General features: G+C 59.7%; 18 protein-coding genes. 13 read left to right on the top strand and 5 right to left on the bottom strand.

Features of this window, described 5'->3' with window-relative positions; genetic code table 11:
- Window positions 1–35: 35 nt before the first annotated feature.
- Window positions 36–2,573 (top strand): type I DNA topoisomerase, encoded by a 2,538-nt coding sequence (gene topA / locus MB02_RS05070; protein ID WP_067533429.1) that lies wholly within the window; start codon window positions 36–38, stop codon window positions 2,571–2,573.
- A gap of 78 nt (window positions 2,574–2,651) precedes the next feature.
- Here topA and era read toward each other — a convergent pair whose 3' ends face one another.
- From era to lepB, 3 genes are read right to left on the bottom strand one after another with little or no spacing between them, the layout of a single operon-like run.
- The gene (gene era / locus MB02_RS05065) at window positions 2,652–3,554 is read right to left on the bottom strand and encodes a GTPase Era (RefSeq protein ID WP_067533425.1); all 903 of its coding nucleotides are present in this window, start codon (window positions 3,552–3,554) and stop codon (window positions 2,652–2,654) included.
- Window positions 3,551–4,282, bottom strand: coding sequence for a ribonuclease III (gene rnc, locus MB02_RS05060; RefSeq protein WP_082825969.1), 732 nt, complete (start codon window positions 4,280–4,282; stop codon window positions 3,551–3,553). Before rnc ends, era begins: the two co-directional genes overlap by 4 nt.
- Window positions 4,231–5,064: a signal peptidase I gene (gene lepB / locus MB02_RS05055; RefSeq protein WP_067534155.1), complete on the bottom strand. Its 834-nt coding sequence runs from the start codon at window positions 5,062–5,064 to the stop codon at window positions 4,231–4,233. Before lepB ends, rnc begins: the two co-directional genes overlap by 52 nt.
- Window positions 5,065–5,272: 208 nt before the next feature.
- Here lepB and pgi point away from each other — a divergent pair, with 208 nt between their 5' ends.
- The 4 genes from pgi (at window position 5,273) to MB02_RS05035 (ending at window position 10,455) form a co-directional block, all read left to right on the top strand.
- Entirely contained in the window at window positions 5,273–6,793 is a 1,521-nt protein-coding gene (pgi, locus tag MB02_RS05050) for a glucose-6-phosphate isomerase (RefSeq protein ID WP_067533423.1), read from the top strand.
- Window positions 6,786–7,913, top strand: a complete 1,128-nt coding sequence (locus MB02_RS05045) for a VIT1/CCC1 transporter family protein (protein ID WP_067533420.1) — start codon at window positions 6,786–6,788, stop codon at window positions 7,911–7,913. The genes pgi and MB02_RS05045 overlap by 8 nt, the downstream gene beginning before the upstream one ends.
- Before the next feature lie 93 nt (window positions 7,914–8,006).
- Complete coding sequence (gorA, locus tag MB02_RS05040; RefSeq protein WP_067533416.1) at window positions 8,007–9,353, top strand: glutathione-disulfide reductase; 1,347 nt, start codon at window positions 8,007–8,009, stop codon at window positions 9,351–9,353.
- Window positions 9,354–9,387: 34 nt separating this feature from the next.
- On the top strand, window positions 9,388–10,455 hold the full coding sequence (locus tag MB02_RS05035; RefSeq protein WP_235829425.1) for a cytochrome c oxidase assembly protein: 1,068 nt from the start codon (window positions 9,388–9,390) through the stop codon (window positions 10,453–10,455).
- Between the two features lie 35 nt (window positions 10,456–10,490).
- On the opposite strand, the gene MB02_RS05030 is transcribed toward MB02_RS05035, so the two are convergent.
- Window positions 10,491–11,900 (bottom strand): helix-turn-helix domain-containing protein, encoded by a 1,410-nt coding sequence (locus MB02_RS05030; RefSeq protein WP_067533413.1) that lies wholly within the window; start codon window positions 11,898–11,900, stop codon window positions 10,491–10,493.
- Between the two features lie 186 nt (window positions 11,901–12,086).
- Between MB02_RS05030 and MB02_RS05025 the strand changes: the two genes are divergently transcribed.
- The 8 genes from MB02_RS05025 to MB02_RS04990 are packed head-to-tail and all read left to right on the top strand — an operon-like array spanning window position 12,087 to window position 20,978.
- The gene (locus tag MB02_RS05025) at window positions 12,087–13,619 is read left to right on the top strand and encodes an acyl-CoA carboxylase subunit beta (RefSeq protein ID WP_067533410.1); all 1,533 of its coding nucleotides are present in this window, start codon (window positions 12,087–12,089) and stop codon (window positions 13,617–13,619) included.
- A gap of 15 nt (window positions 13,620–13,634) precedes the next feature.
- Complete coding sequence (locus MB02_RS05020) at window positions 13,635–14,099, top strand: OsmC family protein (RefSeq protein ID WP_067533407.1); 465 nt, start codon at window positions 13,635–13,637, stop codon at window positions 14,097–14,099.
- A gap of 11 nt (window positions 14,100–14,110) precedes the next feature.
- Window positions 14,111–14,548, top strand: coding sequence for a methylmalonyl-CoA epimerase (mce, locus tag MB02_RS05015; RefSeq protein ID WP_067534140.1), 438 nt, complete (start codon window positions 14,111–14,113; stop codon window positions 14,546–14,548).
- Window positions 14,548–15,336 carry an enoyl-CoA hydratase-related protein gene (locus tag MB02_RS05010; RefSeq protein ID WP_067533404.1) on the top strand — a complete coding sequence of 263 codons (789 nt, stop codon included), beginning with the start codon at window positions 14,548–14,550 and terminating at the stop codon, window positions 15,334–15,336. The genes mce and MB02_RS05010 overlap by 1 nt, the downstream gene beginning before the upstream one ends.
- Window positions 15,337–15,351: 15 nt before the next feature.
- A complete protein-coding gene (gene scpA, locus MB02_RS05005) occupies window positions 15,352–17,505 on the top strand; it encodes a methylmalonyl-CoA mutase (RefSeq protein ID WP_067533401.1) in 2,154 nt (717 codons plus the stop codon).
- Entirely contained in the window at window positions 17,502–18,551 is a 1,050-nt protein-coding gene (gene bioB, locus MB02_RS05000; RefSeq protein ID WP_067533398.1) for a biotin synthase BioB, read from the top strand. The genes scpA and bioB overlap by 4 nt, the downstream gene beginning before the upstream one ends.
- Window positions 18,548–18,949 carry a lysozyme inhibitor LprI family protein gene (locus tag MB02_RS04995; protein WP_067533395.1) on the top strand — a complete coding sequence of 134 codons (402 nt, stop codon included), beginning with the start codon at window positions 18,548–18,550 and terminating at the stop codon, window positions 18,947–18,949. Before bioB ends, MB02_RS04995 begins: the two co-directional genes overlap by 4 nt.
- A gap of 7 nt (window positions 18,950–18,956) precedes the next feature.
- Entirely contained in the window at window positions 18,957–20,978 is a 2,022-nt protein-coding gene (locus MB02_RS04990; protein WP_067534137.1) for an acetyl-CoA carboxylase biotin carboxylase subunit, read from the top strand.
- 31 nt (window positions 20,979–21,009) lie between these two features.
- Here the strand turns inward: MB02_RS04990 and MB02_RS04985 are convergent, their stop codons facing one another.
- Complete coding sequence (locus MB02_RS04985; RefSeq protein WP_067533392.1) at window positions 21,010–21,195, bottom strand: DUF3008 family protein; 186 nt, start codon at window positions 21,193–21,195, stop codon at window positions 21,010–21,012.
- Window positions 21,196–21,213 lie beyond the last annotated feature (18 nt).

Here is a 21,213-nt window from a genome sequence, read left to right as displayed (position 1 = left end):
GCGTACGTATACGCGTAAGGGCATCCGAACACACAATGCAGCTTGTTATCGTTGAATCGCCGGCGAAGGCGAAAACCATCGAAAAATATCTCGGCAAGGACTTCAAGGTTCTCGCCTCTTATGGTCACGTTCGCGACCTGCCGCCGAAAGACGGTTCGGTTCGTCCGGACGAGGATTTTGCGATGGATTGGGAAACCTATCGCGACAAGACGGCACGGGTGAAGGAAATCGCCGATGCTGCCAAAGGGGCCGAACGTCTGATTCTTGCGACTGACCCTGATCGTGAGGGAGAGGCGATAAGCTGGCATGTGCGTGAGCTTCTCAAGAAGCGTAAGGCATTGCCCAAGGATGTGGAGCGGGTGACGTTCAACGCGATCACCAAACAGGCAGTGACCGATGCGATGCAGCATCCGCGCGATCTCGATACGGATCTGATCGACGCGTATCTCGCCCGTCGCGCGCTTGATTATCTGTTCGGTTTCACGCTGTCGCCGGTGCTGTGGCGTAAACTGCCCGGGGCCAAAAGCGCCGGTCGCGTTCAGTCGGTGGCATTGCGGCTGATCGTTGATCGGGAACGCGAAATCGAAGCATTCCGGCCTCAGGAATACTGGCAGGTTGGTGCCCTGATGGAGCACGACGGGACGGAATTTCAGACTCGCCTTGTTCGCTTCGACGGAGAGAAGCTGGATAAACTGTCTCTGGGTGATGAAGGCATCGCCAATCGGGCGAAAGCTGCGGTGGAAGCCGCGCGTTTTGCGGTCGAGGAGATCGAGACCAAGCCGCTCAAGCGTAATCCGGCACCGCCATTCACTACATCGACCTTGCAGCAGGAGGCGGCTCGCAAACTTGGTTTTTCTGCCAGCCACACCATGCGACTGGCGCAAAACCTATACGAGGCCGGTGCGATCACGTACATGCGTACTGATGGTGTGCAGATGGACCACAGTGCCATTTCTGCCGCGCGCAAGGCAATTAATGATCGTTACTCTGGCCATTACCTGCCTGAAAAACCGCGTCATTATTCGACCAAGGCGAAGAATGCGCAGGAAGCGCACGAAGCCATTCGGCCAACGGATTTTTCCCGTGATCGCGTTGGATCGGGCGATGAAGCGAAACTCTATGACCTGATTTTCAAGCGGGCGATGGCCAGCCAGATGGCTTCGGCCAATCTGGAACGGACGACGATTAGGCTGCGAGATCCGACCGGCCGGCACGAATTGCGTGCGACGGGGCAAGTGGTCAAGTTTCCGGGCTTTCTCGCCGTATATGAGGAAGGTTTCGATCAGAAGGATGACGAGGATGACGGGGGGCTGCTGCCAGTAATGCACAAGGGCGACAGCCCGGCGAAAAAGGCTGTCGAAGCGACGCAGCATTTCACGCAACCACCGCCACGTTTCTCGGAAGCGAGCCTCGTCAAGCGGCTGGAAGAACTCGGTATTGGGCGACCTTCGACTTACGCTTCGACCATTCAGGTCCTCAAAGACAGAAATTACGTCAGAACTGAAAAAAATCGTTTCTTTGCAGAAGAGTCTGGCCGCCTCCTCACAGCGTTTCTTGAGCGTTTTTTCCCGCGTTATGTCGCTTATGACTTCACCGCGGGCATGGAAGACGAGCTTGATGATGTCTCTGGCGGAAGGGCTGCCTGGAAGGAGTTGCTGGCAAACTTCTGGCGCGATTTCAAACCCAAGTCAGATGAGGTGATGGAACGTAAGCCTTCGGAAGTGACCGAGGTGCTGGATGAATTTCTCTCGGACTATCTCTTCCCGCCGAAAGAGGACGGTTCTGACCCACGCAAATGCCCGCAGTGCGGGGACGGGCGGCTGGCTTTGCGTGGCGGACGCTATGGGGCGTTTGTTGCCTGTTCGAATTACCCTGAATGCAAGTTCACGCGCCGTTTCGCGCAACCAGGCGCCGATGGCGGCGACAGCGGTGAGGATCAGGTTCTCGGTACGGATCCGGAAACCGGTTTGGAGGTTCAGCGCAAGTCGGGCCGTTTTGGACCCTACGTTCAACTGGGCGAGGGGAAGGAGGCAAAGCGGGCTTCGATACCGAAGGATTTGCCCGAGTTCGATTTCGACTGGGCGTTGAAACTGCTGAGCCTGCCGCGTGAGGTAGGCAATCACCCGGAAACCGGGAAGCCGATTACGGCCAGCATTGGCCGTTATGGCCCCTATCTTGCGCACGATGGGAAATACGCAAAGCTTTCTGCTACGCGCGACGTGTTTGAGACCGGCATGAACGCGGCAGTTGCGTTGCTGGCTGAGGCAGCCAACCGGAAGGGCGGCGGTCGGGCCAAAGCCGAGCCGATCAAGACTTTGGGCGCGCATCCGGAAAGCGGGGGCGAGATCAAGGTGATGCCAGGGCGTTACGGCCCCTATGTCACGGATGGCAGCACGAATGCGACGATACCCAAGGATATCAAGCCGGAAGACGTGACCGAGGAGCAGGCGATCGAGTTGATCAACGCGCGTGCCGCCAAGGCTCCTGCAAAAAAGAAACGGAAGGCACCGGCGAAGAAAAAGGCCCCGGCCAAAAAGAAAGCATCTGCAAAGGAAGCTCCCAAAGAAGGGTGAGAGCCCCGTTCCGGAGGAAATATGTCTTACAGCGATCCGGGGCCACCAGACTGGCGAAGCCCCGGGTCGCAAAGGGGACTACTTGACCCAGTCCAGCCCCATTTCTTCGAAAATCTCGCGATTTTCGGACCACTTCTCGTCCACTTTGACGTGCAGGAACAAGTGAACTTTGACGCCTAACTGATCTGCCAGTTCCTTGCGTGCGGCTTCGCCGATCGCCTTGATCCTGCTTCCGCGCTTGCCCAGCACGATCGGGCGTTGGCTTTCGCGGCCCACCACGATCTGCTGGTGGACTTCGAGGCTCCCGTCCTTGCGATAGCGATAGCTTTCCGGACGTACGGCGGAATCGTAGGGAAGTTCATCGTGCAACTGCCGGTAGAGTTGTTCGCGGGTGATTTCGGCCGCGAGAAGCCGTTCGCTTGCGTCTGAAACCTGATCTTCCGGATAGTGCCATGGGCCTTCCGGCATCAGTTCCGCCAGCCGCGCTTTCAGCTCGGGTACGCCATCACCAGTCAGGGCAGAGACGAAGAACACTTCATCAAATCCGGCTTTACCGGAAAGATCCTCGGCCAAAGCCAGGAGTGGTTCTTTCTTGGAAACGTCAACCTTGTTGAGGCATAGGAGTTTGCGCTCCGGCCGGTCTTTCAAAGCGTCCAGCAACGGTTCCAGTTCATGCCGGCGCTGCTTCACGGCATCGACGACCAACAAGATTGCGTCTGCCTCTTGCGCACCCTCCCACGCGGCATTGACCATTGCCCGGTCGAGCCGTCGCTTCGGAGCGAATATGCCGGGAGTGTCCGCCAGGATGATCTGCACATTCCCATGCAGGGCAATCCCGAGCAGGCGGGCGCGGGTTGTTTGCGCTTTGGCGCTGGTGATCGCGACCTTTTGTCCGACCAGGGCGTTCACCAGGGTGGACTTGCCTGCGTTCGGCGCGCCAATCACCGCAACGACACCGCAAAAGGTATTTTCGGTGCTCATGCGAAGTTCTCCATAAAGGCGGCTGCCGCCCGTTTTTCCGCTTCCTGCTTGCTGGGTCCGCTTGCCTGGGCCTCGCCAACGCCTTTGACGGATACCCGAACAGTGAAAATCGCCGCATGGTCCGGGCCGGAACGGTCGATCACCTCATATTCAGGCATCTTCCTGCGGTTTCCGGCGGTCCATTCCTGAAGTGCGCTTTTCGGATGCTTGTGATGTCCCGCGCCTCCGGAAACCGCTTTGGCCCATATCTTTCGGACCAGTTCCCGGGTTGGTTCGAATCCGCGCGCGACGAAGCTGGCGCCCAGCAAAGCCTCCATGACGTCGCCGAGGATATTGTCGCTATCCGTTCCGCCATCGTCGCGGGCCTGTTTGCCCAGGCGGATATGCGGGGCAAGGCCAATGGAGCGCGCCTGCCGGGCACACATTTCACGGCTGACCAAGGCATTGAGTCGCTGTGAAAGTTGTCCTTCGGCCTGATCGGTGAGTTCATGCAGCCATTCTGCAATGACGAGGCCGAGCACCCGGTCGCCGAGGAATTCAAGCCGTTCGTAATTGCGTGGTCCGCCGAAGCTGCCGTGAGTCAGTGCCTCCAGCCACAGGCCTTCGTCACCTGGTGCTTCGATCCCCAGCGTGGCCAGGAAGGCGCGGGTTTCCGGGGAAAGACTGCCCGCCTCGCTCAAAAGGTGCCCCCAATTCGATTCCAGCGGGCGGAAGTGAACCACGTCCATGGTTTGATCCATTCGGCGGAACCGTCGGTCGACCACATGACGATGGTCGCCTTGCCAACCAGATTTTCCTGCGGAACCAGGCCTATGCCGCCGCCAGGGCGGGGGGGGAAACGGCTGTCTTGCGAATTGTCGCGGTTGTCACCCATCATGAACAGCTTGTCTTCGGGTACAACGATCGGGTCGGTGTCATCCTGCGGCGTATGACCGAAATCCAGCACTTCGTAGCTGCGGCCATTGGGCAGCGTTTCGCGGAAACGGGCGTAGCGGCAGACAGCCTGGCCATCCTCGACCGCTTCGAAGGCGATTGTGGCGCAATCCGTGTTGGGGGTTTGCGGAATGACGAAATCCGCGATCCGCTCCTTCTTGACGGCCTGCCCGTTGAGATAAAGCACGCCAGCCTTCATCTGGATTGTGTCTCCCGGGAGGCCGATTACGCGCTTGATATAATCGACATTGTTAAGCGGGGGCGCCTTGAAAATGGCGACATCGCCACGCTCTGGCTGGCTGGCCATTATACGACCGGGGATCAGGGGCAGGCTGAACGGGAGAGAGTACTTCGAATATCCGTATGACCATTTCGATGCGAGCAGATAATCGCCATCCACCAGCCGGGGTAGCATGCTTTCGCTTGGGATAGTGAAGGGGGCGAAGACGAAGCTGCGGAAAATCAGGACAATGGCGACCAGCTTGATAAGGAAGACAAAGAAATTCTCTTCCTTCTCGGGCTTGGCTGCAGCCTTGCCATCCGGCTCTACCGCGTTTTCTGGGGTGGTTTCATCCATGCTCGCGTCCATGTTGGCCGGTGCTCCGTTCGTCAAGTGCTGGAACGAAAGTGACACAGTTGACACTGTACATGCGGTTAATCGAAATCGGGGTTTCGCACTTGCACAATGGCTCTTGGCGCGAGCCTGCCGGGCGGGCTAGGTTCATGGCCGGATCACGCATGGCGGTGGCATACCGACCGGCCCGGCCAGTAGGAAAGGAATTTCAATGGCAGACAAGATCGCAGCGGCTTGGGACAAGCTTGGCGAACACCCTCACACACCGTTGGCGGAATTGTTTGCGGATGAAACGCGTGTGGCAAAGCTGTCTGGCCGGATTGCACTGGGCGAAGGGCAAGGGAGCATCCTGTTCGATTGGTCCAAAACCCACCTGACAGACGGCATTCTGAGGGATTTTGAGGAAGTGGCGGGACATGCCGGCTTTATCGACGCGAGAGACAGGTTGCTGTCGGGCGCGATAGTGAACCCGACGGAAGGCAGGGCCGCGGAACACACCGCACAACGCGGCATTGGCAAGGACAGCAGTGTGGAGGAGGCATTCGCCCTGCACCAGCGGATGCGGTTGCTGGTCGAGGCCATCCACGAGGGCGTGTTCGGAGAGATAAAGCACCTGATTCATGTGGGTATCGGCGGATCGGCGCTGGGCCCAGCATTGGCCATAGATGCGCTGGCCCGCGATCTGTCTCTGGTCGATGTCCACGTGGTGTCGAATATCGACGGGTGCGCGCTGGAGCAGGCCTTTGCCGCCTGCGATCCCCGGACGACATTGCTGGCCGTCGCCTCTAAGACTTTCACCACTATCGAGACGATGACCAACGCACAGAGCGTGATCCGTTGGCTGGAAGCCAGTGGCGTCAGCGATCCCACTGGCCGGGTGATCGCGTTGACGGCCTCTCCGGAAAAAGCCGTCGAATGGGGTGTGGACGAAACACGCATTCTGCCGTTTTCAGAGAGCGTCGGCGGACGGTATTCCTTGTGGTCCTCGATCGGTTTTCCGGTTGCCCTTGCCGTCGGCTGGGACGAGTTCGCGGCGATGCTCGATGGGGCAAGAGCGGTGGACGAACACTTTCGCGATACCGACGGGCGCGAGAACCTGCCGTTGCGGGCGGCCTTCGCCGACCAATACTATACGCGGATCAGAGGGTGCCAGACACGCGCATGCTTCGCCTATGACGAACGGCTGGCGTTGCTGCCGGACTATCTCCAGCAGCTGGAAATGGAATCCAACGGCAAATCTGTCACGGTGGAAGGGAAGGCCGTTACCGCCCCGACTGCACCGATCACCTGGGGCGGGGTAGGGACGGACGCCCAGCATGCGGTATTCCAGTTGTTGCATCAGGGGACCAATCTCGTGCCGGTCGATTTCATTGCCAGTATTGCGCCGGGCGATGAACTGGACCCCGCCCATCATCGCATCCTGCTGATGAACTGTTTTGCCCAGGGCGCGGCTCTCATGGCCGGGCGGGGCAGTGACGATCCGGCACGCAGCTACCCTGGTGATCGGCCGTCAGCGACGATCCTGTGCGATGATCTGGATTCCGCTGCGCTGGGGGCGCTGATCGCTTTTCACGAACATCGTACATTCGCCAATGCCGTGCTGATGGGAATAAATCCATTCGATCAGTTCGGTGTCGAATTGGGGAAGGAAATCGCCAAGAAGATCGAAAAGGGTGGGGAGAGCTTCGACGCAAGTACGGAGAATCTGCTCGCGTTGGCCGGCCTTGCCTGAGCCTGTCGATCCCTCGCTCCGGCGATACCGCGCAAACCTTCAGGGTGAGGTGGATGGCGCAGCCGTTTATCTCGCCCTCGCGGAAAGCGAGCGTGATCCCCGCATTGCAGAGGTGTTTAGGCGGCTGGCCGCTGTCGAAGGCGCGCATGGGGAATTCTGGCGCAAACGTATCGCCTCGGCCGGCGGGAAAGCACCCCGGTCCGGTCCCTCCACGCGGGCTCGTGTCCTGGCGTGGCTGGCGCGCCGGTTCGGTCCGGCCTTCGTACTGCCGACAATTGCGGACAACGAGGTTCGGGATAGCTCCGTTTACGATAATCAGGCTGATGCCGGAGCGGCGGGCCTGCCGCAGGACGAGCGTTCTCATGCGTTGCTGATGCGAGCCGCGGCGGGATCGAGCGGGCTTTCAGGATCGACTCTCGCCATGCTGGAAGGGCGTCATCGCAGCGGGGGCAATACCTTGCGCGCCGCGGTGTTGGGTGGGAACGACGGGCTGGTTTCCAATCTCAGCCTCGTCATGGGCGTTGCAGGGGCATCCGCACAGCAGGGAACCCTGATATTGACGGGCCTCGCCGGTCTTTTGGCCGGGGCGTGCTCCATGGCAATGGGGGAGTGGTTGTCAGTCACCAGTTCACGCGAACTGTACCAGAACCAGATTGCCGCCGAAGCCGAGGAACTGCGGGAAGTACCCGATGAGGAACGCGAAGAACTGATCCTGATCTATCAGGCAAAAGGTCTGGAAGAGGAGCAGGCGCGTGCGCTGGCCGACAGATTGCTCAGCAATCCGGACAAGGCGCTGGATACTCTCGCGCGGGAGGAACTTGGTATCGATCCCGAGAGTCTAGGCGGCTCCGCCTGGGTTGCGGCGGCGAGTTCCTTTGCGATGTTCGCTGCCGGTGCGATCTTTCCCGTCCTGCCGCTTCTGTTCCTCAGCGGAAAGGCGGCCCTTGTCGGAAGCCTGGCTGCTAGCGCGGTTGCGCTGGCCCTGATCGGAGTGGGAACGAGCCTGTTTACAGGACGTGGCATGATCTTTTCGATGTTTCGCCAGATTGTGATCGGACTGGCTGCGGCAGGGGTGACGTATGGTGCGGGGGCTGTCGCCGGGACTGTGCTTGCCGGGTGAACGCACATGCGGCCTCTGTTTCACGACGACGACGGAAACGGTTGGCAAGGGCGCGGCACTCGCCCATATCGCGCCGCCAAAGGAGCCTGACGAATGAGTGAATTCGACTACGATCTGTTTGTGATCGGTGCCGGTTCAGGGGGCGTGCGCGCCAGCCGTATCGCCGCATCTCACGGTGCGAAGGTTGCGGTGGCGGAAGAATACCGCATTGGCGGCACTTGTGTGATCCGGGGCTGTGTGCCGAAAAAGATGCTGGTTTACGGCTCGCATTTTGCGGAAGAATTGCAGGACGCGGCCCATTACGGGTGGACTATCGATTCCATGCGGTTCGACTGGGCAACGCTGCGCGACACGGTATTGCGCGACGTCGACAGGCTTGAGACCGCTTACACTTCCACGCTGGACAACAACCGGGTGGAACATTTTCACGAGCGTGCGACGATTGCCGGGGCCCATGCCGTCCGGCTTGCCTCGGGCCGGGAAGTGACGGCGCGGTACATACTCGTCGCCACCGGTGCCTGGCCGGTCATGCCGGATTTCGAAGGCAACCAGTACTGCATCACGTCCAACGAGGTATTTCACCTCCCGGAACTGCCTGAACGGGTGGTAATTCAGGGGGCGGGCTACATCGCGATGGAGTTCGCCGGAATATTCAACGCACTGGGCAGCAAAGTGACGGTCGTTAACCGCAGCGACGTTATCCTGCGTGGTTATGACGAGGCATTGCGCGACCGCTTGCTCCAGATCACCATGGCGCGGGGGATCGAATACAAGTTTCATTGCCCTATCACCAAGGTGGAACAGCGCGATGGCGGCGGGTTCACGGTTACGCCGGGCAAGAAGGATCCGATTCCCGCAGATGTCGTCCTGATCGCGACGGGCCGCCGCCCCAATACGGATGGTCTGGGGCTGGAGAATGCGGGGATCGACCTGGGGCCTGGGGGAGAGATCCCGGTCGATGAATTCAGCAAGACGGCCTGCGACAGCATCTATGCGGTGGGGGACGTTACCGATCGCGTGCAGTTGACGCCGGTTGCCATTCGCGAAGGTCATGCCGTGGCCGATGCGTTGTTTGGCGGGGAAAAGCGGACAATCGCTTACGATTGCATTCCCAGCGCGGTCTTTTCCCAGCCGCCGATTGCCTCTGTTGGTCTTACCGAAGGGGAAGCGCGCAATCGGTACGGAAATGTGAAAGTCTATTCGTCTGACTTCCGCCCGATGAAGAACGTCTTCGCGGAACGGCATGAACGCGGGCTCTACAAGCTGGTCGTCGATGCCAACACGGATCGTATTCTCGGGATTCACATGATTGGGCCGGATTCCCCTGAAATCCTGCAAGCTGCGGCTATCGCTGTAAGAGCGGGGCTGACCAAGGCGGATTTCGATGCCACGGTCGCGTTGCATCCTTCCATGGCGGAGGAACTGGTCCTGATGCGTTAGTACGACTGGCCTTGCATCGTCCGTGCAGGAGCCTATGACGCCGACCATGGCTATCCGACGCTGGTTAATGGCGGGCGCTTTGCTGCTGCTCGCCGCCCCCGCTTCGGCACATGGTGACCACGTGGCCGCCGGTGCTTCCCCCTGGACTATGTGGGCTGTCTCGCCAGAGATATTGCTCGGCCTGATCGTCGCGGGACTGATCTATTGGCGGGGCAGCAGGCATGGGCTCGTCGATCGGCAATGGCGTATTCTGGCCTTCAATGGTGGGTTGGCCGCTCTCTTCATTGCGCTGATTTCGCCGGTAGAGGAACTGGCGGACCATATCTTCGCGGTGCATCAGGTCGAACATATGCTGTTGCGCACTGTGGCGCCGATGCTGATCTTCCTGTCGCGGCCGCAAGCGGCACTGGTCCGCGGGCTGCCGGATGGGGTAAGCCGCTTCTTCGCCGGGCGGGGCTGGATCAGGCGAGTGGTGGATGTCTTGCGTTTTCCGCCACTGGCGACCGTGCTGTTCCTGGCATCCAGCTATTTCTGGATGCTGCCGCATTACCACGATCTCGCGATCATGGACAAACCGATCCACTACCTGTGGCATGTCAGCCTGCTGCTATCGGGTCTGATCTTCTTTTCGGTGATCTTCGACCGCCGCCCCCCGCCGCATGGTCCGGGGCTGGGCACGCGGCTTGCGATGTTCGTCGCCGCTGCCCTTGGCAATATCCTGTTGGGCGCGTTCCTGACCTTCAAGACGATCCCGCTCTATTCCGCCTATCTTGCGCTGGGCCACATGTGGAATGTTTCCATGTTGACTGACGAGCAGACGGGCGGGGTCATTATGTGGATTCCGGGCACGATGATGTTTGCGGTGTCTGCGGTTCTGGTCATCTATCGCTGGGGCAGCGAGGAAACGCGTGACGTGGATCGCCGGATACGCAGCGGGCGAGAACTGATCGCGACGCGGCGGCAAGGCAATGGCGCGCTGGCTTTGGGCCTGCTGTGCTTTTCTCTGCTGATGCTTGTCATAACGATCAGTGTCGTGGCTGTGATCGACCATCCACACGGCACCAATCGCGATTTCGGGATGGCGGGCACGATACCCGGCTGACTTGGGCCCGTTCCATGGCGGGGGGCTTATGTCGCCTAGCCGATGCGGTACGGGACCACGCCGCGCTGATCGGGATCGACCAGGATCGCGCGGTCGCTGGGGGGAAAGGCCCGCTGGTCGCAATCAGGGCGTGGGCAAAGGCGGCAGGAGACGCCGATCTGCTCAACCCGATGGGGCGTGGCGAGGTCCAGCCCATCGGCATAAACGAATTCATTCGCATGGGCCGCTTCACAGCCGAGCGCTACGGCGTACCGGCGCGGGGAACGGTCGAATCTGCCCGAAGGTTTGACGAGCCCCTTGGCCATGGAGACGTAGCGTACCCCGTCCGGAGTTTCCGCAAGCTGGACGAGAATGCGGTCGGGTATCGCGACTGCCTCATGCACGATCCACAGGGGGCATGCACCGCCAAAGCGGGCGAATTGCAGGCGCGTTGCGGAATGGCGCTTGGTGATGTTGCCCGCCATGTCGACCTTGCAGAAAAAGAACGGGACGCCGCGCGCGTTGGCGCGCTGAAGCGTTGAAAGCCGCTGGCACGTCTGTTCGAAGCTGGTGCCGAAAGCATGGCCCAACCGATCGATATCGTGGCGCATCCGGCGGGCTTCGTCGCGAAAAGCGCCATAGGGCATGAGAATGGCACTGGCGGCATAGTTACAGAGCCCAACGAACAACAGCTGCCGGGCGGCCGCGCTGCGCAAGGTCGCACCTTCCACGATGGAGCCGATTTCGTCCTTCAGCGCGAGAGCGGCCAGCTGATAGGCGAGTTGAAAACGGCGCGTGGCCGGAGGCTGGCCGGGATCTATCACCAGATGGCCCATCAAGGCATCGTATTCGCGTATCCCTCTCTCGCTCTCGTACCGGACCGAAGCGGAAAAACCGCTTGCCAGTTGCTGGGCGATTGCTTCCGCAGATGGGGACATGGCCGATCCGCGGAGCTTTCCCGCAAGGAGTTCTGCCGCGTGATCGATCCGATCGACATAGTTGTTCGCAAAATGGAACCAGTCGCGAACTTCCTCCCAAGGAAGGCGTGTGCCGCTGGCATTGTCGGCGGCAAGAGCCTCATCCACCATCTCCAACCGCTGTCCGGTCCGGCGATAGGCTTCGTGCAAGGCAATGAAGCGTTCGGCAAATGCCGGTTGCTGTTCCGCGATGCGGGCAAGCTGCTCCGGAGGCAGAGCTTCGGGAAATAGGGGATCGGCGGTCGCTTCCCGCAGGGCAACGAGACGTTTTTCCGTGCTGTCTGCGCCTACGTCCTGCCAATCGAGCGGAAATTCGCGCGCCAGCCGTTCCAGCAGGGCATTGCTCAACGGCCGGTCATCGTTTTCGAGTTGGGAAAGGTAGGACACACTGATGTCCAGCCGCTCTGCCATCTGCGCCTGCCGCAAATTGCGCGCGGCACGCAGATTTCGCAATTGTTGTCCTGCAAAGATGCGGCGCTTGCTTGCCATCGAGGGCTTGTCCCTGGTCGGATCTATGTTTCCTGCGGGGCTTCGAACAGGCGCCCGGCTCGGCCAAAGTGAGGCTTAGTTTGCAAATATGGGGTTTGCAACTTCGCAAATTAACATTGGACTCGAGGGCCTGCCCTCGTCATGGGCGCAGTCTGTAATTTCGTCGAGATTCTAAGGGGCCGCTGAATGTCAGCCAATATTGCCGAATTGGAACGCCGCCGCGCCGCCGCCAAGATGGGTGGTGGCCAGAAGCGTATCGACGCGCAGCATGCGAAGGGCAAGCTGACCGCGCGGGAACGGGTCGAAGTGCTTCTGGATGAAGACAGCTTCGAAGAATACGACATGTATGTCGAACACAACTGTGTCGATTTCGGCATGAGCGAGCAGCATATTCCGGGCGATGGTGTCGTAACCGGCAGCGGCACGATCAATGGCCGCCTGGTTTTCGTATTCAGCCAGGACTTCACCGTTTATGGTGGTGCGTTGTCGGAACGGCATGCGCAGAAGATCTGCAAGATCATGGACATGGCGATGAAGGTCGGTGCTCCGGTGATCGGCCTCAACGATTCCGGCGGTGCACGCATTCAGGAAGGCGTGGCTTCGCTTGCCGGATATGCCGAAGTGTTCCAGCGCAACGTGAACGCATCCGGTGTGATCCCGCAGCTTTCGGTCATCATGGGGCCGTGCGCTGGCGGCGCGGTTTATTCCCCGGCGATGACGGACTTCATCTTCATGGTGAAGGACAGCTCGTTCATGTTCGTGACCGGGCCGGACGTGGTGAAGACAGTGACGAACGAAGTCGTCACGCAGGAGGAGCTGGGCGGGGCTGTTACGCACACGACCAAGACTTCGGTCGCCGATATCGCGTTCGAAAACGATATCGAAGCGCTGATGTCGGTGCGGGATTTCTTCGACTATCTGCCCTTGTCGAACAAGGAAGAGGTGCCGGAGCGTCCGACTGCCGATCCCTGGGATCGGGCCGAGGAAAGCCTCGACACGATCATTCCTGCCAATGCGAACCAGCCATACGACATGCACGAAGTCATCCGGAAAGTTCTGGATGAAGGCGATTTCTTCGAAGTGCAGCCGGGGCATGCCAGCAACATCATCTGCGGCTTCGGTCGTGTTGAAGGCCGGACCGTAGGCATTGTTGCCAATCAGCCGATGGTGCTGGCCGGCGTGCTGGACATTAACAGTTCGAAGAAGGCGGCGCGTTTCGTGCGCTTCTGCGACTGCTTCAATATCCCGATTCTGACGTTCGTCGACGTGCCGGGCTTCCTGCCCGGGACCGCGCAGGAGCATAACGGGATCATCAAGCATGGTGCGAAGCTGCTGTTCGCCTATGCCGAAGCCACTGTGCCGAAGATTACCGTAATTACCCGCAAGGCTTACGGCGGGGCTTACGACGTCATGAGCTCCAAGCATCTGCGCGGTGATCTCAACTATGCCTGGCCGACTGCGGAAATCGCGGTGATGGGCGCGAAGGGGGCGGTGGAAATCATCTTCCGCAAGGACATTGGCGATCCGGACAAGATCGCCGCTTTGACCAAGGAATACGAAGACCGGTTCGCCAATCCTTTCGTGGCGGCGAGCAAGGGCTTCATTGACGAAGTGATCTACCCTCACTCGACCCGGCGCCGCATCGCGCTGGGCCTGCGCAAGCTTCGTAACAAGGAGCTGGAAAACCCCTGGAAGAAGCACGACAACATCCCCCTTTGACCTGCGAGGCGAACGATGGGACTGTATGAGGCAACGATAAGCTGGCGGCTGGCCGATGGCGATGATTTCGCCGGTAACAAGTTCAGCCGTCGGCATGAGGTGGCATTCGATGGCGGCGAGAGCTATCTCGCTTCACCTTCACCACAAGTCGTGCCTGAGCCGCTGTCCGACCCCGCCGGCGTCGATCCGGAAGAGGCGCTGGTGGCCGCATTGTCGAGTTGCCACATGCTCTACTTCCTCGCTTTCGCGGCGAAGAAGGGCTTCTCGGTCGAATATTACGTCGACAACGCCGTGGGGGAGATGGGCAAGGATGAAAACGGGAAAAGCTGGATGAAGAAATTCACTCTGCGCCCCGATGTCAAGTTCGTGGGAGACACGCTGCCGACTGCCGAGCAGATCGATGAATTGCACCACGCTGCGCACAGCTATTGCATCATCGGCAATTCGCTGAAGAGCGAAGTCGTGGTCGAACCGCAATAAGGACAGGAATGATGAAACTCGGCCGGATGAACCATATCGGCGTCGCAACGCCGGACCTAGATGCCTCGATTGCATTTTATCGCGATATCATGGGCGCGACGGACATTACCGAACCCTTCGTGCTGGAAAGCCAGAAAGTCCGCGTGTGCTTCGTCAACACACCGGGCGAAAACGGCACTCACGGGACGCAGGTCGAACTGCTTGAACCTACGAGTGACGACAGCCCGGTCGCTGGCTGGCTGGCGAAGAATCCATTGGGCGGTCAGCATCACATTTGTTTCGAGGTTCCCGATATTCATGCCGCCAAGGCGGAGTTCGAAGCCATGGGCAAGCGGGTCCTCGGTGAACCGCGCATCGGCGCGCATGGCACGCTGATCTTCTTCGTCCATCCCAAGGACATGAACGGCATGCTGACCGAAATCATGGAAACGCCGAAAGAGGCCCATTGATGGCGTATCGTTTTATCACTGTCAGCAGCGATGGGCCGGTTACGACGCTGTCTATCGCACGCCCGGACAAGCTTAATGCGTTGACGCCGAATGTCTTCGCGGAATTGAGCGATGCGATAGAAGCTGCCCTGAAGGATGGCGCGCGGGCTTTGGTGCTGAGCGGAGAGGGGCGGGCATTCTGCTCCGGGGCCGATCTTCAGCCTGACGGTGCGGGCTATGTCGGATTGCCCGACGATCTCGGCCAACTGATCGACGATCACTATAATCCGTTCACACGGCGGTTGATGGATTTGCCGGTTCCGCTGGTGACTGCGGTCAACGGCCCGGCCGTGGGCGCGGGGCTTTCGCTTGCGCTGGCGGGCGACATCGTTGTGGCAGCCCGTTCAGCCTATATGCTGCTGGCTTTCGTGAATATCGGACTGGTGCCTGACGCAGGCGCCAGTTGGCTGGTGGCAGCCAGCGTCGGCCGCGCCCGTGCAATGGAAATGGCCTTGTTGGGAGAGAAGCTTCCCGCAGCGGAAGCGAAAGCGATTGGGCTTGTCAGCCGCGTCGTGGATGATGCCGATGTACTGGCAGAGGCGCAGGCGATTGCCGCAAAGCTGGCTGCTGGGCCGGGCAAGGCGATTGGCCTGATCCGCAACCAGATCAACACAGCGGTCGAAAGCAAGCTGGACGATGTCCTGACGCTCGAACGCGATAACCAGCGTGTGCTTGGCCGCAGCGACGATTTCAAGGAAGCGATCGCTGCCTTTGCCGAGAAGCGCAAACCCCAATTCAAGGGCCGTTGAGGCCACGAGGACGATATGACTGACAAGCCCACTATCGAGGACTGGAAGGCCCTGGCCGACAAGGAAGTGAAGGGCCGCGACCTCACCTGGCACACGCCGGAGGGGATCGACGTCAAGCCGCTTTATAGCGGAGAGGATCTGGCCGGCTGGGAACCTGGCCTTCCCGGATTTGCGCCCTTCACTCGTGGCGTGAAGGCCAGCATGTATGCAGGGCGTCCGTGGACGATCCGCCAATACGCCGGCTTCTCGACTGCGGAGGAATCAAACGCCTTCTACCGTCGCAATCTTGCGGCCGGTCAGAAAGGGTTGTCGGTTGCTTTCGACCTTGCGACACACCGTGGATATGACAGCGATCATCCGCGCGTGGTGGGTGATGTCGGCAAGGCGGGCGTCGCGATCGACAGCGTCGAGGATATGAAGATCCTCTTCGATCAGATTCCGCTCGACCAGATGAGCGTATCGATGACGATGAACGGGGCGGTGATCCCGTGTCTGGCATTCTACATCATCGCGGCGGAAGAGCAGGGGGTTAAACCAGAACAACTCACCGGGACCATTCAGAATGACATTCTGAAGGAGTTCATGGTCCGCAACACCTATATCTATCCGCCCGAGCCAAGCATGCGGATCATTTCGGACATCTTCGCCTACACGGCGGATCACATGCCGAAATTCAACAGCATTTCGATTTCTGGCTATCACATGCAGGAAGCCGGGGCGACGCAGGTCCAGGAACTTGCCTTCACCATCGCCGACGGCATGGAATATGTGAAATATGGCGTAGCCAGCGGGCTGGATATCGACAAGTTTGCGGGACGCCTCAGCTTCTTTTTCGCTATCGGCATGAACTTCTTCATGGAAGTGGCGAAGCTGCGCGCTGCACGTACCTTGTGGCATCGCGCGATGACGCAACTTGGCGCGAAAGACGAACGTTCCAAGATGCTGCGGACTCACTGCCAGACGTCCGGCGTTTCGCTGACCGAGCAGGACCCGTACAACAACGTTATCCGTACCACGATCGAGGCGATGGCCGCGATGTTGGGAGGCACGCAGAGCCTGCACACCAACGCGCTGGACGAAGCGATTGCCCTGCCGACAGACTTTTCCGCACGCATTGCACGCAACACGCAAATCGTGATTCAGGAAGAAACCGGCATGACCAATGTCGTCGATCCCCTGGGCGGGTCATACTATGTCGAGGCGCTGACCAAGCAGCTCGTCGATGAGGCATGGGGGATTATCGAGAAGGTCGAGGCCGAAGGCGGCATGGCCAAGGCGGTCGGCCAGGGATGGCCCAAGGCGATGATCGAGGAAGCCGCCGCTGCCCGCCAGGCGCGTGTCGACCGTGGGGAAGACGTGATCGTGGGCGTCAACAGGTTCCGTCTGAAGGACGAGGAAGCGATCGAAACGCTGGAAGTGGACAACACCAAGGTCCGCGAAGCGCAGATTGCCCGTATCCGTAAGATGCGGGATGCCCGTGACGAGGCGAAATGCCGTGCGGCTCTGCAAGCGTTGGAGGAAGGCGCCAAGGGCGCCGGCAACCTGCTGGCTCTCGCGGTCGATGCGGCGCGCGAACGGGCTACACTCGGTGAAATTTCCGATGCGATGGAAGTCGCTTTCGGACGGCATGGCACGATGCCGACGCCGGTCAAAGGCGTCTATGGCGCGGCCTATGCCGGTGACAGCCGCTATCAGGCAGTGGTCGACGGGGTCGATGCCGTAGCCCGGCGGCTTGGCCGCAAGCCCAAGGTAATGGTGGCGAAGATGGGCCAGGACGGTCATGATCGCGGCGCCAATGTGATCGCCAGCGCCTTTGCCGACATGGGGTTTGAAGTCGTTTCCGGTCCGTTGTTCCAGACGCCGCAGGAAACGCTGGAAATGGCCCTGGATAACGACGTTGACGCCATTGGGGCTTCGTCGCTGGCTGCTGGCCATAAGACGCTCATTCCCGAACTCGTGCGTTTGCTGAAAGGCGCGGGCCGCAGCGATATCAAGGTGGTTGCCGGTGGCGTAATTCCGCCGCAGGACTATGACTTCCTGCGCGAGGCGGGAGTGCAGGGCATCTATGGCCCCGGTTCGAATGTAGTCGAATGTGCGGCGGATCTCCTGCGCCTTCTGGGCCACAACATGCCGCCTTCCGGGGAAGAATTGAAGGAGGCTGCCGAGTGAGCCAGAACCGCACCGAGCCGCGCACGGATTGGACTCGCGAGGAGATCGCGGGCCTTTTCGACCTGCCTTTTACCGAATTGGTTTTTCGCGCGGCGGAGGTGCATCGGGCGAACCACCCGGCAAACGAGGTACAGCTTTCCACACTGCTTTCGATCAAGACCGGCGGCTGTCAGGAAGACTGTGGCTATTGCTCACAGAGTGTGAAAGCCGATAGCGGTGTAAAGGCAACCAAGCTGTTGGAAGTGCAGGAGGTATTGCAACGGGCGGCGCAGGCCCGCGATGCCGGTTCGACGCGCTTCTGCATGGGCGCCGCATGGCGCAACCCAAAGGATCGCGACATGCCTGCCATCATTGAGATGGTCAAAGGCGTGCGCTCGATGGGCATGGAAACCTGCATGACACTCGGCATGCTCACGCCGGACCAGGCAGACATGCTGTCCGAGGCGGGGCTGGATTATTACAACCACAATATCGATACGTCGCCCGAACGTTATGGCGACATCATAACCACCCGGACGATGGATGACCGGCTCGATACGCTCGAACATGTGCGTGGGGCGGGGATCAACGTCTGTTCGGGCGGCATTGTCGGCATGGGAGAAACGCGCGAGGATCGCGTTGGCTTCATCCATACGCTGGCGACGCTTCCCAGCCATCCAGGCAGTGTGCCGGTGAATGCACTGGTCCCTGTCAAAGGAACGGTACTGGGGGATATGCTGGCGGATACGCCGCTGGCCAAGATCGACGACATTGAATTTGTCCGGACCGTGGCGGTGGCGCGCATCACCATGCCGCAATCCATGGTCCGCCTTTCGGCTGGCCGAGAGTCCATGTCGGAGGCCACACAGGCGCTATGCTTTCTCGCTGGGGCCAATTCCATCTTCACGGGTGATAAGCTTCTGACCGCACCGAACGCGGGCGATGATAGCGACGCGGCAATGTTCGAACGGCTCGGGATAAAACCGATGCCGATTACGCAGACCGATGCACAGGCTGAAGCGGAGCGGATGCCGCGCGGCTGCGCAAGGATGGAAGCGGCCGAATGATCGCATCGCTGGTTCTCGCTGCTGCTGCCGGTTCTGCCGCAACTCCGCCCAATCCGGGCTGGAATTGCGACGATCCCGTTGCGCAGCAGGAGATGAACTGGTGCGCGGCGCAAGAATACGTGAAAGCGGATGGCGAACTTAACGCGCAGTGGGCGATCACTGCTGCGGACATGAAGGCCAAGGACAAAAATCTGGACCGTACCTATGACGAACGGCCCGGCTATTTCGAAACGCTACTTTCCGCTCAACGGGCCTGGATCGCCTATCGCGATGCGCATTGCGCCAGCGAAGGTTTCTGGGCGCGCGGCGGTTCTCTCGAACCCCTCCTTGTCAGCACATGCAAGACCAAGCTGACGCAGGAGCGGACGCAACAACTTCAATTCCTGGTCGAACAGTAGGATGCCGATGTTCAAGAAGATCCTCATCGCCAATCGTGGCGAAATTGCCTGTCGTGTAATCAAGACCGCTCGCCGGATGGGCATCCAGACGGTCGCCGTCTATTCGGATGCCGATGCGCGTGCGCCATTTGTCCAGATGGCGGATGAAGCGGTCCATATTGGCCCGTCGCCCGCAGCGGAAAGCTACCTGATCGCTGACAAGATCATTGCGGCATGCAAGCAAACCGGAGCGGAAGCGGTTCACCCCGGTTATGGTTTCCTGTCTGAACGCACCAGCTTCGCGGAAGCCCTGGCTGCAGAAGGTATCGAATTTATCGGCCCACCGGTGAACGCGATTGCTGCGATGGGCGACAAGATCGAGTCCAAGAAGCTGGCCAAGGAAGCCGGCGTCAATGTGGTTCCGGGCTTCGTCGGTGAGATCGAGGATACCGAACACGCGGTGCGGATTTCGAACGAAATCGGCTACCCGGTGATGATGAAGGCATCTGCCGGTGGCGGCGGTAAAGGTATGCGCCTTGCCTATAACGAACAGGATGTGCGCGAAGGTTTCGAGGCGACCAAGCGCGAAGGCCTTAATTCCTTCGGCGACGATCGTGTCTTTATCGAGAAATTCATCCTCAACCCGCGCCATATCGAAATCCAGATCCTCGGCGACAAGCATGGAAACATATTGTACCTGAACGAGCGTGAGTGCTCGATTCAGCGTCGCCATCAGAAGGTCGTGGAAGAAGCGCCTTCTCCCTTCGTTACGGACAAGATGCGCAAGGCAATGGGCGAGCAATGCGTCGCCTTGGCCCAGGCAGTGGGATATTATTCCGCAGGTACGGTCGAACTGATCGTTTCAGGCGCGGATCCGACGGGGGAAAGTTTTTACTTCCTTGAAATGAATACGCGCCTTCAGGTCGAACACCCTGTGACCGAATGCATCACCGGGGTCGATCTGGTGGAACAGATGATCCGTGTCGCGGCCGGTGAAAAGCTGCCGATGTCGCAGGCTGACGTAAAGATCGACGGCTGGGCGATAGAAAATCGTGTCTATGCCGAAGATCCCTATCGCGGATTTTTGCCGTCAACCGGCCGCCTGATCCGCTATGAGCCTCCGGTTGAAGGCTGGACCGAAGACGAGGCAGAGAATGGTCGCCGCGGCGTCGACGGCGTGCGGGTCGATGATGGCGTCTATGAAGGCGGCGAAGTGTCGATGTTCTATGACCCGATGATCGCGAAGCTGATCACGTGGGGCAAGACGAGGGACGAGGCTGCCGACAAGCAGGTCAAGGCGCTGGACCAGTTCCGCCTGGAAGGGCTGGGCCATAATATCGACTTCCTTTCGGCAATCATGCAGCATCCCCGTTTCCGTTCGGGAGAATTGACGACGGGCTTCATCGCGGAGGAATATCCCGAAGGTTTCAACGGCGCGGCCGCTTCACCCGAATTGCTGCGCAACATATCCGCCATTGCAGCGTTCCTTGCGACCGCGCTGGCAGATCGTGCACGCCAGATCGACAATCAGTTGAACGGTCCGCTCAACCCGCCGGGTGACTGGCAGGTCAAGATCGGTGACACCCTTTACGAAGTCGTGATCGACGAAGACTGTATCACTGTCGATGGCGAAACGGTTGATTTGTCGATGACTTACACGCCGGGCGAACCGATCGTCATCGCGGAAGTCGGGGATCAGGAACTGGGCGTAAAGGTCCAGATGACCCGCATGGGCTTCCGCCTGACCACCCATGGGGCAATCCATGACGTGCGTGTGCTCCCTGCACGAGTGGCCAAACATGCTTCGCATATGATCGAAAAGATTCCGCCGGACATGTCGCGCTTCCTTATCTGCCCGATGCCTGGTCTATTGGTCAGACTGGACGTTGGCGAAGGCGATCATGTCGAGGTCGGGCAACCGCTGGCGGTCATCGAAGCGATGAAGATGGAAAACATCCTCCGCGCTGAAAAGGCCGGGACGGTGAAGAGTGTCAATGCCAAGGCGGGCGACAGTCTGGCCGTGGATGCGATCATTCTCGAACTGGAATGAACAAAAGACGGCTGAGTCCCGCCGTTGGGGCTCAGCCGTCAATATGCTCGGGCTTACCTTTACGCGTCGTCGATGCGAAGTCTTCGAGCTGTTTTTCAGTCATCGTTTCGTACATTTCGCGCGAAGCCCCTTTGAGCGTGCTTTTGTTGGTTTCGCCTCGCTTCGCTGACAGAGCTGCACCGGCCGCCTTTTGTTGAGCTGCGGATTTAGCAGGCATGATATGCTCCTGTCGTTG

It is taken from the genome of Croceicoccus estronivorus (genome assembly GCF_001625325.1).
Lineage (GTDB): Bacteria > Pseudomonadota > Alphaproteobacteria > Sphingomonadales > Sphingomonadaceae > Caenibius > Caenibius estronivorus.
Note: the sequence above shows the minus strand (reverse complement) of the source record. Positions and strands in the feature narration are given on the sequence as shown.

What these genes read in the sequence shown, in the direction of transcription:
- topA (WP_067533429.1), top strand. Translation starts at nt 36, where the DNA reads ATGCAGCTTGTTATCGTTGAATCGCCGGCGAAGGCGAAAACCATCGAA.
- era (WP_067533425.1), bottom strand. Translation starts at nt 3,554, where the DNA reads ATGAGCACCGAAAATACCTTTTGCGGTGTCGTTGCGGTGATTGGCGCG.
- rnc (WP_082825969.1), bottom strand. Translation starts at nt 4,282, where the DNA reads ATGGACGTGGTTCACTTCCGCCCGCTGGAATCGAATTGGGGGCACCTT.
- lepB (WP_067534155.1), bottom strand. Translation starts at nt 5,064, where the DNA reads ATGGATGAAACCACCCCAGAAAACGCGGTAGAGCCGGATGGCAAGGCT.
- pgi (WP_067533423.1), top strand. Translation starts at nt 5,273, where the DNA reads ATGGCAGACAAGATCGCAGCGGCTTGGGACAAGCTTGGCGAACACCCT.
- gorA (WP_067533416.1), top strand. Translation starts at nt 8,007, where the DNA reads ATGAGTGAATTCGACTACGATCTGTTTGTGATCGGTGCCGGTTCAGGG.
- MB02_RS05035 (WP_235829425.1), top strand. Translation starts at nt 9,388, where the DNA reads ATGACGCCGACCATGGCTATCCGACGCTGGTTAATGGCGGGCGCTTTG.
- MB02_RS05030 (WP_067533413.1), bottom strand. Translation starts at nt 11,900, where the DNA reads ATGGCAAGCAAGCGCCGCATCTTTGCAGGACAACAATTGCGAAATCTG.
- MB02_RS05025 (WP_067533410.1), top strand. Translation starts at nt 12,087, where the DNA reads ATGTCAGCCAATATTGCCGAATTGGAACGCCGCCGCGCCGCCGCCAAG.
- MB02_RS05020 (WP_067533407.1), top strand. Translation starts at nt 13,635, where the DNA reads ATGGGACTGTATGAGGCAACGATAAGCTGGCGGCTGGCCGATGGCGAT.
- mce (WP_067534140.1), top strand. Translation starts at nt 14,111, where the DNA reads ATGAAACTCGGCCGGATGAACCATATCGGCGTCGCAACGCCGGACCTA.
- MB02_RS05010 (WP_067533404.1), top strand. Translation starts at nt 14,548, where the DNA reads ATGGCGTATCGTTTTATCACTGTCAGCAGCGATGGGCCGGTTACGACG.
- scpA (WP_067533401.1), top strand. Translation starts at nt 15,352, where the DNA reads ATGACTGACAAGCCCACTATCGAGGACTGGAAGGCCCTGGCCGACAAG.
- MB02_RS04995 (WP_067533395.1), top strand. Translation starts at nt 18,548, where the DNA reads ATGATCGCATCGCTGGTTCTCGCTGCTGCTGCCGGTTCTGCCGCAACT.
- MB02_RS04990 (WP_067534137.1), top strand. Translation starts at nt 18,957, where the DNA reads ATGTTCAAGAAGATCCTCATCGCCAATCGTGGCGAAATTGCCTGTCGT.
- MB02_RS04985 (WP_067533392.1), bottom strand. Translation starts at nt 21,195, where the DNA reads ATGCCTGCTAAATCCGCAGCTCAACAAAAGGCGGCCGGTGCAGCTCTG.